Here is a 13284-nt window from a genome sequence, read left to right as displayed (position 1 = left end):
TTACTTTCCTGGTGGCGGTGGGTGCGGTGATTTGTTCAGCCGCCATTTCCTGGCTGCTTGCAAGAAGGCTGTCAAGGCCGATCAATCGCTTAATCCGCTCCATGCGTGAGGTCGAGCAGGGGAATTTCAAAGCGCCTGCACCCGTAGGGGAAGACAACGAAATGAGACGGCTGGAAAGCAGCTATCAGAGGATGGTCAGCCGTCTCGACAAGCTGGTGCATTCCATTGAGGAGAAGGAACGCCAGAAGCGCAACGCCGAACTCTACGCATTGCGGGCACGCATACAGCCCCATTTTCTGTATAACACGTTGAATTCCATTCGCATGCTGGCCATGCTGCAGCATTCGTCCCATATTGCCAAATTGCTGCAATCGCTGGCCAAGCTGCTTCAGGCGAATATGAAGCTGGACAGCGAACTGGTGCTGCTGGATGAGGAGATACGGCTGCTGAAAGATTATGCCGCTTTGATGGATTTAAGATACACCGGGGTTTTTAGGGTGCATTGGGTTATTCCGCACGAGTGCTTGCAAGTGCCCATTCCGCCCATGCTGCTGCAGCCACTGCTGGAAAACGCGATCTTTCACGGGGCCAAAGGGCTGGACAGAACTCTGCACATTTCCATAACGGCCAGACAGGATGCGGAGAGCGGGACGCTTTTCATTGAAATTGCGGATGACGGCACAGGATTTACCGGCAAAGAGATTCTGCTGCGGGAAGAGAGCGCTGACCATATAGGTTTGCGTAATGTGCACGAACGGATCCTTCTCAGATTTGGCGAGCCGTACGGATTGTCGTTAATTCGGACGGATGATCTCACGAAAGCTATTGTTAAAATACCACTGAAATTAGAAGCATCAGAGACAGGGGGGGACAGAGATGTGGAATCTGTTGGTCGTTGATGATGAATCCATTGTCAGAATGGGACTGCGTTATATGCTTGATTGGGAAGGTTTGGGGATATGCTGGAAGGCCGAGGCGGCCGACGGGGAAGAAGCACTGCGTATTTTGGAAGAAGAGAACATTCACTTTGTCATGACCGATATCCGGATGCCCGGTATGGACGGGATCGAGTTGGCGCAAAAAATCAGGCACAGGAACCCGGAGATCCAAATTGTTTTCCTGAGCAGCTATGATACCTTTTCCTATGTAAGGGAGGCCCTTCGGCTGGGAGCAGCTGATTATCTGCATAAACCTACCATGGATGAAGATGAAATTGCGGACACGATGCAAAAGGTCATCTCCCGTTTTAAATTGCCCTTAAATGAGTCGCCGCAGCGTACGGAAGAAGAAAGAAACGAGCTCAGTTTATCGCTGCTGGATCCTTTTACGTTTCCGGTGGAGCCTATGAAGCTTCTGCCCGAGCTCGCGGACGAATCTTATAAGGAAGGCTATGAACTTGTGATTATCCGCAAAAGATACGACGCGGTTCAGGAGAATGAAGATTCGGAACAACTGCGCTTTCTTTCCATTCTGCACCTTATCAGCAAGCTGGCGGCAAAGGACTGGGGAGGTTTGGTCTTCCATCGGAATTTCCGTGAAATGATTTGGATAGCTCCCGTCCGTTCTCTTACTGGGAAAGGCGATATGCCAAGTTATTTGAACGGCTTGCGGCAAAAGGTGCTTGAGCTGTTGAACGTCCGGCTGATCTTTGCTTGCGGCTCTTCTGCCTGCAGGGATATTTCCAGCCTGCCGGACGCCTATATGTCCGCGCTTTTGCGTTTTCCCCGCAATGAACAGAGCGACAGCTTTATTGTGCGCCGGGCTAAAGAATATGTGGACCGGCATCTGCTGGAGGATGTGACGCTGGCCAAGGTCGGGGAATCCATTCACGTTAGTCCGGGATACTTGAGCAGGATTTTTCTTAAGGAAATTGGTGAAAACTTCAGCGATTACATCATACGCAACAAAATGGAAATCGCCCAAAAAATGCTGCGCGAGACCAGCCACAAGGTATATGAGATCGCGGCCGATCTCGGGTACAGCAACCCTTATTACTTCAGCAAGCTGTTCAAGGACCGTACGGGACTCACCCCTCTTGAATACCGCAATCAATGATCCGGAGCCGGCCGCATACCGAGCGAAAGTTAAAAAAACGTATGATTTTGCAAAAATCATCTATTGCCCTGACCGGAAGCATCCGCAGGATCTGTGTACACGTCAAAATCGTATATGAAAAAGCCGATTCGCCCGCTACTATCACCAGGAGCTAATCATTAGAATGAATGGTGCAAGAAGTTGAATGACCAGTAGAGAAAGGGGCGAATCAAGTGATGCAGGAATTAGCGAAAGCACCGGAAATTGAACGCTGGGGGAGATTTGACTTGTTCCTTCCCGGCCCGGAGGACGGCAATCCCTTTGCGGAGGTGGCGTTTGGAGCACGCTTCCGTCAGGAACACCGGACCGTTGAGGTGGAAGGTTTCTATGACGGGGAAGGCTGTTACCGTGTGCGCTTTATGCCGGATACTTTGGGGATGTGGTCTTATGAGACGGTCAGCAATGTGCCTGAATTAAACCTGGTTCAGGGCATGTTCACATGTGTTGACCCTTCAGCAGGAAATCACGGACCCGTTGGAGTGGATCGCGAAGTCCATTTCGCCTATGCCGACGGCAAACCCTTCTTTTCCTTCGGAACTACAAGTTATGTATGGAATCACCAGGACGAAGAGTTGCAGGAGATTACCCTTCGCAGTCTGGCTGAAGCGGGTGCTTTTAATAAAATTCGAATGTGCGTTTTTCCGAAACACTATGATTACAATCTGAACGAACCGGCATTGTACCCGTTTGCAGGGTCTCTGGAAGAGGGCTGGGATTTCACGGCATTCAATCCCGCCTACTGGCGGCAGCTTGAACGCAGGATTGAGGATCTGCAAAAGCTTGGCATCGAGGCCGATCTCATCCTTTTCCATCCTTATGACCGGTGGGGATTTGCGGAGATGAGCCCCGAGACTGACGATTTTTATCTGCGTTATGCCGTCGCCCGTCTCTCGGCGTTTCGCAATATCTGGTGGTCGCTGGCCAACGAGTTCGATCTGATGAAGGCCAAAACGATGAGGGATTGGGACCGTTTCTTCAGAATCATTCAGGAGCGCGATGCTTACGGTCATCTCCGGTCCATTCACAACTGGCACCATCCGGGCATCCATTACCGCAGCAACCTGCATTGGTATGACCATGGCAAGCCGTGGGTTACACATGCGAGCATCCAGCATCATGATCTCTATTTTGTCAGCGAATGGCAGGAGACCTATCGGAAGCCCATTGTTGTCGACGAGTGCCGCTATGAAGGAAATCTGAACCACGGATGGGGGAATATCACGGGGGAACGGATGGTGGAATGCTTCTGGGAAGGCGTGCTGAACGGCGGTTATGTCACGCATGGGGAAACTTTTCTGCATGCAGACAATATCATCTGGTGGTCGCACGGAGGAACACTGCACGGAGAAAGCCCGTCCAGAATCCAATTTCTCCGCTGTATTATCGAAGACGGGCCGCAGCTCGGCCGCCTGAGTGCTGACTTTCAATGGGATGTCGCGGCAGGCGGGGTGGACGGCGAATATTATCTCTTGTATTTCGGCTCAAGCCGTCCGGGATTCCGTATCTTGCCGCTGCCTGAGGGTATCACTTTTACCATTGAACTGATTGATACATGGAACATGACGATTACTCCGCTGCCTGGAGCATATGAAGGAACGTGCCGCGTGGAATTGCCGGGCAAGCCTTACCAAGCGCTGCGTATTCAAGCTACCAACCAATAAACGTAGGGGGACATACATGATGAAAAAATGGGTTGCATTGCTGGCTAGTGTTCTGTTTGTTGTTACAAGCGCGGTAGGGTGTTCATCGGATGCAGGTCAAAGCCAGAAGGGCACATCCTCCGGCAGCCCCAAGGTCAGTATCTCCTTGTGGACACTAAATACAGGGTGGGCATGGCTGCAGTCGGCGGTTAAAGATTTTGAAAGCGCTAACCCGGATGTTGATGTGGAGCTTACCCAGTATGAGGTGGACCCGTTCAAAGAAACCCTCAAGGTGGCGGCAAGCTCGAAGACGCTGCCGGATATGTGGTTTACATGGGGCGGATCGCTGGGATCCTTTTACCCGGAAAATGGCATGACCATGGATTTGACTCAGGTGGCTAAAGACCACAAATGGTCCGAAAAATACAATAAAACCGCTATTGATATGTCCACTTTTGACGGGAAAATTTCCGGGATTCCGATGCACTTGAATGTACTGGGCATGTGGTACCCGAAAGAGCTTTATCAGAAGCTGAACTTGCAAGCGCCTTCAACGTTTGCCGAATTTGAGTCCCAATTGAAAACGCTAAAGGATAAGGGGGTTACCCCTCTGGCTTTCGGCAGTAAAGGCGGGTGGCATACGATGCGGTTGACCGAGCAACTGCTTGAGCATTTTGCGGGTCCGGAACTGCATGACAAGCTGAACAGTCTGAAGGCATCATGGAACGATCCGGCGGTCGTTAAAACCTTTGAAAAGATTAAAGAATATACGGACAAGGGTTACTTCCCGATGGGTTATTCCTCATTGGATCCAAGCGAAGCCGAAATGCTGTTTTACCAGCAGTCGGCGGGCATCATTAACGAGGGAACCTGGTTTGACGGCAATATTACTGAAAATGGTTTTGATCCGACAAAATTTGATGTATTCAAATTTCCGACAGAACAAAAGCCGACACGTGCATCTGTGTTCGCGGAAATGCTGCAGATCAACGGCGCATCAGACCCTGCGAAGCAGGAAGCGGCTATCAAGCTTGGCGAGTATTTAACAAGTGTTGAGGTGGTCAATAAATATATCAATGATTATGGTTCGCCGGCTACACTGGGCTTCACTGTCTCGGAAAAGACACCTCATATTCAGCCGCTGCTTGACAGCGCGAAGGATGGCGGTTTCCTGATTACTGACCAGGCTCTTCCGCAGGAGGTCGTGCAGAAGCTGTTTGAAGCACAGGATAAAGTGGCGCTGAAAGAGTGGACACCGCAGCAGGCCGCCGAAAACATGGAGAACGCCGTGTCTGCGTACAAAAGCAAACAGAAATGATGATCAGGACCTTACCGCCTGGACTGAATCAAGCAAGGCGTCAGCAGGAAACTTCTGCTGACGCGATTTATGTGGAAAGGGGAGAATGGCATGACATCAAGAATGCTTAAACCGTGGCTGTTCCTGCTGCCTGCTTTAATTATTTACTTAACGGTTATTTTTGTGCCAGCGGTATACACCTTTTTTCTCAGTTTTTTCAGCTGGAATGGAGTTGCTCCCCATAAGGAGTTTGTAGGCTTAGGCAATTATGCTGAATTGTTCACGCAGGATACCGTGTTCATGAGAGCGCTGAAAAACAATCTGTTCTGGATGATCGGTTCTCTGACACTGATTATGGGGGCAGGTCTGGGATTGGCGCTGCTGCTGAACAAAAAGCTGAAGGGGCGGATCTTTTTCCGCGGTGTATTCTACTTTCCGTATGTATTGTCAGGTATTGTTGTTGCCACCGGATGGACCTGGATTTACAATCCGACACAGGGATTTGTCAATAAAATGCTGGCTTTGCTGGGGCTGGAAAGCTGGCAGCACGCCTGGCTGGCAGAACCGGATATCGCGCTGTACGCTGTTTTCGTAGCGGCCATGTGGCAGGGCATCGGACAGCCCATGGTTCTGTTCCTGGCAGGGCTGCAGAGTATTCCGCAGGACCCGTATGAAGCGGCTTTAATCGACGGAGCGAAACCGTATCAGTCCTTTTTCTATATCACACTGCCGCTGCTGCGCGAAACATTTGTCATTGTGGTGGCCACGACGCTGATTGCTTCCATGAAAGTTTATGACATTATATACGGTATGACCGGCGGCGGCCCTGCCGAAAGCACCCAGGTGCTCTCATCATGGATGTACAGTCAGACATTCAAATTTGCGAATATCGGAATGGGTTCAGCAATCGCCTTTATTCTTGTATTGGTTTCCATGACCATCATCATTCCTTATATTTATTACACGACCAAGAAATCCCATGTATAACGTGCAGAAAGAGAGTGATGCAGCATGGAGGAATTAAGAGTCCACCCGGCAGTAACGGTATTACGGTACGCATTTCTGATCATTTTTGCGGCCATATTTTTAATCCCGGTCCTGTTTATCGCATTCACTGCGCTGAAATCGAGAGCGGATCTGATGACCAGTCCGTTTTACGCGCTGCCTGAAAAATTTCAGTGGGATAACTTTCTGAAAGCGTGGGACCAGGGCAAAATGAGCATGTATATGAAAAATACGCTGTTCATCTGTCTCGTCAAGGTACCCCTGGGCATCCTGATCGAAGCGCTCGCGGCATTTGCCTTGTCCAGGCTGAATTTTAAATGGAGTAATTCGATGTTTGCCTTTTTCCTGATCGGCATGATGATCCCGATGCAGGCCACACTTGTGCCCTTGAATATACTTCTCAACAAAACGCATCTTGTCAGCACGTATCCCGGAATCTTTCTCGTGTATATCGGATTCGGCATTCCGTTCGGCATTCTGATTTTGCGCGGCTTCTTCCGCACCATTCCGAAGGAAATCGACGAGTCTGCCTTGATTGACGGATGCGGAGACATGGGGAAATTTTTTCGGATTATATTACCCTTATCCATGCCGGCCATCGCCACGCTCGTCATCTTTGACTTTATGGCAACCTGGAATGAGTTTTTGCTGGCGCAGATTTTTATCACCAAGGATACGATGAAGACCATTACAACCGGGCTGCTTGCCTTTAAAGGCGAGCATTCAACCGATTATACGCTGCTGAACGCCGGTGTGCTGATCTCCATTATTCCGACACTGTGTGTCTACCTATTATTTCAGAAATACTTTGTTTCCGGCCTAGCAGGCTCGGTTAAGGGCTAATGTTCATATGTTGTCTTATAACCGATAGAGTTCTCTCCTTCAATGAAAGGAAGAGAACTCTTTTTTTAAGAAATTCAATTCTTTTGAATATAAATGGGCATGTTGGCTGTGATATGCTGCTTTTTAAATTTAGAAAGCAGCAGGAATGATATTACCATCGTGATCACTTCTGTGCAAGGAAAGGTAAGCCATGTCCAGAACAAGCCTTTGTGAGAAAACAGCCACGCAAGCGGAACTAACAATATGACCTGTCGGAGTATGGTCACAGAGATGCTCCTAAAGCCACGACTGGTTGCCTGAAAGAAGGTCGGTGTGATCAGTGTAAAAGCTGCCGGGATAAAGCTTGCACCAATAATACGAAAAGCTGGAACCCCAATTTCAATAATATCCGGATTGCTCGTGAAGATGCGCAGTAATTGTTCCGGCAGGAAACAGAATATTGCTGTACCGAGGCTCATCAAAAGAACGCCTATGCCATTGGCATATTTCAATGTATCCCACATTCTTTTAGGCTTTCCTGCCCCATAATTAAAGCTAATGATTGGTAATATCGCCTGATCCAGCCCCATCAGCGGAACAAAGAAAAAGGTTTGGATTTTATAATAAATCCCCAAGACCGTTACCGCGTTTTCCGTGAAACTTGCGAGTATCAAATTCAACCCTACAATATATATTGTAAAAAGCGACTGCATGATCATAGATGGAGCACCAGCGGAATAAATGTTACTCATGATACGAAGATTGGCTTTCCTGTTTCTGAATTTTATTTTTCCTTTTTTGGTGGCGGCAAATATGGTGATGAACATGGCGGTAATTTGTCCGGTAACCGTCGCAATCGCAGCGCCCTCAACACCAAAGGAGGGGATGAAGCCCCACCCGAAAATAAAAATAGGATCTAAAACACAGTTGATGACAGCGCCGGTTACCTGTGCGATCATCGGGGTTACCATATTGCCTGAAGCCTGTAAGACTTTGGTGCAATGACTTTCTATGAAAATCCCGAAGGAAAATAAAAGAATCACTTTCCCGAAAGAAAGACCGTAAACGAGAACATCTGGTGTCGAAGTTGACATTTCAAAATAGGGTCGAAGCAGCAGCAGGCCAGCCAACATGAATAGAATCCAATTTACAACAGCGAGCAGCAAGCCATTGAAGGCGGTATTTTGTGCGGATTGCTTGTCGTTCGCTCCTAAAAAGCGGGAAATAAGTGCGTTTGTACCTACGCCGGAACCGGTTGCCAAAGCAATCATCAGCAGCTGGATCGGAAATATGAGGGAGAGTGCCGTCAGGCCATGTTCAGAATAACGGGACACAAACCAGCTATCTACAATGTTATAAAGTGACTGAATTAACAAAGCCAACATAACTGGCGGCGCCAGCTTTAGAATCAGCTTTAGAACCGGTTCATCAGCCAGTGAAACTTCTTTTCGCATAAAAAATATCCTCCTTTGCATAGAGGATATTGTAAAAGTTGGAGCGACTCCAATGTCAAGAAAAAAAGAATCTGATCATTTTTTTAGCAGCATTTTTATTTCACAAGGATAATGCATGTAGGCATAAAGCTGTAATCCAATTTCATCTGCTATGATAAAATCAGCTTTATAATCATGCTCATTAATCCAGTTAACAAGCGGCGAAAAGTCAGCCGTATCCTTCGATACGTCTGTGATAAAACAGGCATATTTGCCGCCCGGAATGGTCAAAATGTCCTTTTCCTCAACATATTGATATTGCCCGGAGCCCACTTCAATATATCCGCCAGTCTTATGGAATTGATTATTGAAAATATCTTCGGTGTTTAGGAAATAGCCGTAATTCCGTTTTATAGATTCAGTATGGAGTACCTCGTTCCGGTAGGCTTGATGGAGCTGCAGTTGATAAGCGGACTCGTTCTTTCGATTGATCCCTATCACTTTGCGTTCCGGTAATGTTTTTACGCAAATATTTTGTGCTTGACGGGCTTTTGCAATTTGACTATTTTGAGACTCATACCACGAGATATCATCTGCGATACGCATATAGTAATTGCTGAGCCGGATTGCATCGGCACGGTGCTCCAGAAGCAATTCAACAATCTTATTATTGTCATGCAGGTCGAGTACGGACTTGATCTTTTCTAAAGAGATACCCAATTTACGGCAACAGAGTATAATGTCAATACGCCAAAACTGATTGAATGTGTAATAGCGGTAATTATTTTTGGGGTCAACGTAGCCTGGTTTTAAAAGGCCGCTTTTATCATAAAATCTCAGGGTGTCTTTAGAAATGCCTGTGATTTGGCTTACTTCGCCCACGGTATATTTTTTTTCATTCATGGTTTGCACATCCTATTTTACTCATGATTGGAGCACTCAAGTTTCATCCAGAGTCAACAAAATTTTAATATTTTATCATTTCATATTTTTATAACTGACACTTATTAGTAATTAAGAATAACACAAAGTTGCCTACTTGGCTGTGGCGTCTTACCAAGAAGGCATTCACTCTTCGCATGAATCGTGCAGCTTCGTGGTAGAAAAATACACCTTTCCGCTGTCCATTAAGCCCATCTATTGCAGCATATCCGGGAATTCGGTACAATTTACTCATACTAGATAAGAGTAAACTGGAAGGGGAGAGCAAAGGTTGAGGAAGGAATATTGTACGCCGACTCAGCACCCAAAGTGGTTTGGACTGGCTGTTCAAGCGCTTGTTATATTGTCACAGGAGGACGTGAGCACAGCTTGTCCAAGTATTGAACTCGCCAGAGATCTTCAGTCGGAGCCTTCCCTGCTGCGCCGAATACTTTCCGTTCTCGCCAAGGAAGGGTTTATCGGGACCCGAGAAGGCCGTGACGGCGGGTACCGCCTTGGGAAACCAGCAGAGTCCATTCGACTGGTTGATGTGTATGATGTATTTCGTGCAGACAGCAGGCTTTCCTTTGGTATTACCGAGACAGTCGGCACGCATCCGCTTGGTAAATGTATGAAATCTGCGCTTGAGGATATCACCCAAGAAATGGATGACAGTATGCGCGGAGTATTAAGCAAATACACAATTGCTGATCTCGCCAAACAACTGGAAGCAAAGCTTTAGATGAATCTGGAAAAAGACAGTTGACAGCGGCTTGCTTAGATTTTATACTGTGCAATATAAACAACAGTTTAGAGCGAGCCGCGAATGGTCTGTACGCTGAAGCAATTTGGTAATCTTACTACCGATTTCATCTACAAACATCTGCTTCGCATTCCAGCATCGAGCTTTAAATTGGATCGTTTAGCCTGAATTTAACTGTGCTGAATCATTAACAGTATTTATCCAAGGGAGGATTTATCATGTCAACTACTGGTCAGAGTTCCGCTTTATTCGCCGATGTCATCCACGAGCGCCGCTCTGTGCGTCATTACGACAAGTCGGTTCGCTTATCTCACGAGGAAATTAAGGATCTGCTGAAGGAAGCGACGCTTGCGCCTTCCTCCAGTAACTCTCAGTCTTGGCGTTTCTTAGTTATTGAGACAGAGGAACTGAAAGCGAAGCTGCAACCGATTGCCTACAATCAATCTCAGGTTACTGAGGCTGCAGCGGTGATCGCTGTGCTTGGTGATACGGAAGGATATAAGAGGCTCGATGAAGTTTTCGGTGAATCCGTAAAACGCGGCTATATGGAGGAAGATACCGCTAAAGCGTTCGTGGAAAGATCGATTAATGCCTATACTTCGATGCCAGAAGAAAGCCTGCACAAAGTCATCCATATCGACGGTGGTATTGTATCCCAGCAGCTCATGCTGGTTGCGCGTGCTCACGGTTACGATACCGTCCCGATGGGCGGCTATGATGCGGCTGAGTTTAAGCAAGCGTTCGGTATCAGCGAGCGGTACATTCCGATCATGCTGATTGCACTTGGCAAAGCGGCACAGCCGGGCCATCAGACAACTCGATTGCCTATAGACGACATTACATTCTTCAACGAAATGCCCGCTAACTAATCCTAACACCCTTGCATCACATAAAGGAGACAAAGAAGCAGGAGTTACAGGTTGGAGTGTTATTGTGACACGAATCTATATGCTTAGGGAGCCGCATTATGCGGCTTTTTTCTTTTTGACCCTATAATCCGATAAGACGGAGGAATTGCTGTGTACAATAAAGTTGCGGTTTGGCCCCCATACGGGCAGAGGCTACTTTGGAACTGTAAAAGAGGGGCAGGTATCACCCTGAGTTATAACAAAAATCCAACGAATTTAGTTTTATGAATAAACAGAGCCGAGAAATGACAACTTAACGAAGTGGTATACATCACAATTTCCAAAGGAGGATATCTGTTATGGCTCACCAGAAGAGAAGGAAAGAAGCTGCCTGGAAGTCGCAAAAGCAAGAACAGCATCCCCATGGTAAAATTAAATCGCTTAAGGAATTGTCGAGCGAATAGAATTGAGGAGTATACTACTTGGAAGAGAAAGACTGTCGACGAAATTTACGGCAGTCTTCTTTGTTGTAACATATGATTAGCTGCCCAACGGGCCAGAGCAAACTCGGGGTGCTGGGTATGTGATCGCCGCCAGAAACATGATTATAATCTTCCTCAAGAATGTCACCGTTTGCGGCAACGAGAAGAGAACCAAAGGGTTCGTCCCCATTTTCAAGGGCAACTTGGGTAAGGTCAACACAACGTTGCAAGTACTTCAAATCCAGATCAGTAATCCTACTCCATTTAGCCCTTTTCACAAAGGGGTGCCGCATTCATTGATATGCTCTGTTAACGAAGTCAGTGTGTATTGTCAAAAAGTCGTGCTCTTCTGTATATTCAAAGATTGCTGCTCCGAATCCCCACGCCGGATGTTGCTACCAACAATCCCTCCTAATATAATTAGGACTCCAATCCACTGAGGTAAACCTACATGTTCTCCTAGCACCAGAGAGGACATTAAAATCGCCATCGGCAGTTCAGAAGCTGTCAGAATGGTACCCATTCCTGATCCAACTTGAGGCATTCCAATGGAGTACAAGAGAGGTGGAAGAACAACTCCAAATACACCAAGAAGCAATCCATAAGGACTCAAACCTGTTAATACATCAAAGTTAAACAAAAATGTTGGCGGAAATACGACAAAAACGGTTATGACAGCTCCGGTAGAAAGAAGAGCGCTTTTTAATATAGGTGGAGTACCTTTTTCAACAGAGCCACTCAGAAAAATGAACATTGCAAAGGATAACGCGGCTAAAAATCCCCAAATGGCTCCTTGCCAAGAAAGAGTTACATTTTCCTGAAACATGACATTTGCGGCTAACATGGAACCAATCAGAAGTATCCCGATGGATATAAGTTTCTTCTTCGTCGGCCTTCTTTTCTGGAATACCCACTCATATAATGCCCCAATCCAAACAAATTGGAATAATAGAACAATGGCCAGAGAAGCATTTAAGTTTTGTAGGGATTGACAATAAAATAAACCTGTCAAACCGGACGGAATTCCCGATAGTATTAGCTTTGAAGTTTGTTTATAAGTCAATTTTTTCCTTTTCGTAAATAAAACCACAATCCAACTCAGTACTGTACCAAAGAAATATTGCGCACCCGTTACCTCTGCTACTGTAAAACCTGCCGAGTACGCCAACTTAACAAATGTCGACAATATCCCGTAACAGCAACCTCCTAAGAAAACAATGAATGCATAATGCCACAGTTTCATAATAATCCTCCTTTATGAATGCAAAAAAGCCACACAAATGTCCACTAAGGCATTTGTGTGGCGAAAATAGAGATGACTCTCTAGAAAAATCCACATCCAAAACAAGTTTTAGTATTCCGTTTCGCTATCAGTATAGAAGCAAACTTTGGCCATTGTCAATAACTTGATACCAAAAAGAAAATTCAATTTGCGTTTTCAATCAAAAGATGAAAGCGTTGCCAAAATCGAGAGTTGAAAAGTCTCTGGAGTTATTACGGTCATGCAAAGAGGGGGCCAGGTTTACTGGGAATTGAATAGTAGCGTATTTGCTATTTGGGCTGATGACGGTCTGCTTTAAGGATGAAGGGATTTGCCCGATTTGCTCCTTCAGCACTTCTTTATCATTGGATACTGAGCCACTTAACTGCGATATGATTGATAGTAAACTGATTGACTTGATAGGGGTAGTGACAGCATCGCTGAAACCACCCGCAAACATGTGTGAAAATATGTAATTTGAACAAAAGAAACCTTAACGGGTGCCATCTCTCTTGGACAACACATCGGTCAACGCAGCTTCAGACAAATGCCCGGAATTACTTGGATTATTGGGGAATAATTCGAATGTATAAGTGAAAACAATTTAAAAATTAATACCAACGTCTTGTTAGGACATTTGTTTAGTGTAGACGTAGTATTCTTTCCATCATTAAAATCATCATACAGAAAAGAAATTAGAAAAGCTGTTGATTAGGTA

The 13284-nt window shown here is 46.3% G+C and carries 12 protein-coding genes and 1 pseudogene; 9 read left to right on the top strand and 4 right to left on the bottom strand.

The features are described 5' to 3' along the window. The 6 genes from WG8_RS28950 to WG8_RS21535 all read left to right on the top strand — a co-directional run. Window positions 1-899 (top strand): sensor histidine kinase (locus WG8_RS28950; RefSeq protein WP_007432380.1); only part of this gene is annotated, 899 nt, incomplete at its 5' end. After that, entirely contained in the window at window positions 877-2055 is a 1179-nt protein-coding gene (locus WG8_RS21555; protein WP_007432379.1) for a response regulator transcription factor, read from the top strand. The genes WG8_RS28950 and WG8_RS21555, both read left to right, overlap by 23 nt. Window positions 2056-2270: 215 nt before the next feature. Continuing rightward, window positions 2271-3755: a DUF5605 domain-containing protein gene (locus WG8_RS21550; protein WP_007432378.1), complete on the top strand. Its 1485-nt coding sequence runs from the start codon at window positions 2271-2273 to the stop codon at window positions 3753-3755. Window positions 3756-3774: 19 nt separating this feature from the next. Then, complete coding sequence (locus WG8_RS21545; RefSeq protein ID WP_007432377.1) at window positions 3775-5052, top strand: ABC transporter substrate-binding protein; 1278 nt, start codon at window positions 3775-3777, stop codon at window positions 5050-5052. Window positions 5053-5142: 90 nt separating this feature from the next. After that, entirely contained in the window at window positions 5143-6018 is an 876-nt protein-coding gene (locus tag WG8_RS21540) for a carbohydrate ABC transporter permease (protein ID WP_007432376.1), read from the top strand. Window positions 6019-6042: 24 nt separating this feature from the next. Continuing rightward, complete coding sequence (locus WG8_RS21535; protein WP_007432375.1) at window positions 6043-6879, top strand: carbohydrate ABC transporter permease; 837 nt, start codon at window positions 6043-6045, stop codon at window positions 6877-6879. Between the two features lie 74 nt (window positions 6880-6953). Here WG8_RS21535 and WG8_RS21530 read toward each other — a convergent pair whose 3' ends face one another. After that, on the bottom strand, window positions 6954-8243 hold the full coding sequence (locus WG8_RS21530) for an MATE family efflux transporter (protein ID WP_232289152.1): 1290 nt from the start codon (window positions 8241-8243) through the stop codon (window positions 6954-6956). A gap of 144 nt (window positions 8244-8387) precedes the next feature. Beyond that, entirely contained in the window at window positions 8388-9194 is an 807-nt protein-coding gene (locus WG8_RS21525) for a MerR family transcriptional regulator (protein WP_007432373.1), read from the bottom strand. Between the two features lie 310 nt (window positions 9195-9504). Here WG8_RS21525 and WG8_RS21520 point away from each other — a divergent pair, with 310 nt between their 5' ends. The 3 genes from WG8_RS21520 to WG8_RS28945 all read left to right on the top strand — a co-directional run bounded on the left by WG8_RS21520 (window position 9505) and on the right by WG8_RS28945 (window position 11287). Beyond that, window positions 9505-9954, top strand: coding sequence for an RrF2 family transcriptional regulator (locus WG8_RS21520; RefSeq protein ID WP_007432372.1), 450 nt, complete (start codon window positions 9505-9507; stop codon window positions 9952-9954). 239 nt (window positions 9955-10193) lie between these two features. Next, window positions 10194-10844 (top strand): nitroreductase family protein, encoded by a 651-nt coding sequence (locus WG8_RS21515; RefSeq protein ID WP_007432371.1) that lies wholly within the window; start codon window positions 10194-10196, stop codon window positions 10842-10844. A 338-nt stretch (window positions 10845-11182) separates the two neighbouring features. Then, the gene (locus tag WG8_RS28945; protein WP_007432370.1) at window positions 11183-11287 is read left to right on the top strand and encodes a DUF6254 family protein; all 105 of its coding nucleotides are present in this window, start codon (window positions 11183-11185) and stop codon (window positions 11285-11287) included. A 54-nt stretch (window positions 11288-11341) separates the two neighbouring features. On the opposite strand, the pseudogene WG8_RS28940 reads toward WG8_RS28945, so the two are convergent. Then, window positions 11342-11598, bottom strand: a pseudogene (locus WG8_RS28940) (hypothetical protein); the annotation flags it as partial. A gap of 38 nt (window positions 11599-11636) precedes the next feature. Continuing rightward, complete coding sequence (locus WG8_RS21505) at window positions 11637-12548, bottom strand: EamA family transporter (protein WP_007432369.1); 912 nt, start codon at window positions 12546-12548, stop codon at window positions 11637-11639. Window positions 12549-13284: the final 736 nt, after the last annotated feature.

It is taken from the genome of Paenibacillus sp. Aloe-11 (genome assembly GCF_000245715.1).
GTDB classification, from domain to species: domain Bacteria; phylum Bacillota; class Bacilli; order Paenibacillales; family Paenibacillaceae; genus Paenibacillus; species Paenibacillus kribbensis.
This window is presented reverse-complemented; position numbering and strand designations above follow the sequence as displayed.

What these genes read in the sequence shown, in the direction of transcription:
- WG8_RS21555 (WP_007432379.1), top strand. Translation starts at nt 877, where the DNA reads ATGTGGAATCTGTTGGTCGTTGATGATGAATCCATTGTCAGAATGGGA.
- WG8_RS21550 (WP_007432378.1), top strand. Translation starts at nt 2,271, where the DNA reads ATGCAGGAATTAGCGAAAGCACCGGAAATTGAACGCTGGGGGAGATTT.
- WG8_RS21545 (WP_007432377.1), top strand. Translation starts at nt 3,775, where the DNA reads ATGAAAAAATGGGTTGCATTGCTGGCTAGTGTTCTGTTTGTTGTTACA.
- WG8_RS21540 (WP_007432376.1), top strand. Translation starts at nt 5,143, where the DNA reads ATGACATCAAGAATGCTTAAACCGTGGCTGTTCCTGCTGCCTGCTTTA.
- WG8_RS21535 (WP_007432375.1), top strand. Translation starts at nt 6,043, where the DNA reads ATGGAGGAATTAAGAGTCCACCCGGCAGTAACGGTATTACGGTACGCA.
- WG8_RS21530 (WP_232289152.1), bottom strand. Translation starts at nt 8,243, where the DNA reads ATGTTGGCTTTGTTAATTCAGTCACTTTATAACATTGTAGATAGCTGG.
- WG8_RS21525 (WP_007432373.1), bottom strand. Translation starts at nt 9,194, where the DNA reads ATGAATGAAAAAAAATATACCGTGGGCGAAGTAAGCCAAATCACAGGC.
- WG8_RS21515 (WP_007432371.1), top strand. Translation starts at nt 10,194, where the DNA reads ATGTCAACTACTGGTCAGAGTTCCGCTTTATTCGCCGATGTCATCCAC.
- WG8_RS28945 (WP_007432370.1), top strand. Translation starts at nt 11,183, where the DNA reads ATGGCTCACCAGAAGAGAAGGAAAGAAGCTGCCTGGAAGTCGCAAAAG.
- WG8_RS21505 (WP_007432369.1), bottom strand. Translation starts at nt 12,548, where the DNA reads ATGAAACTGTGGCATTATGCATTCATTGTTTTCTTAGGAGGTTGCTGT.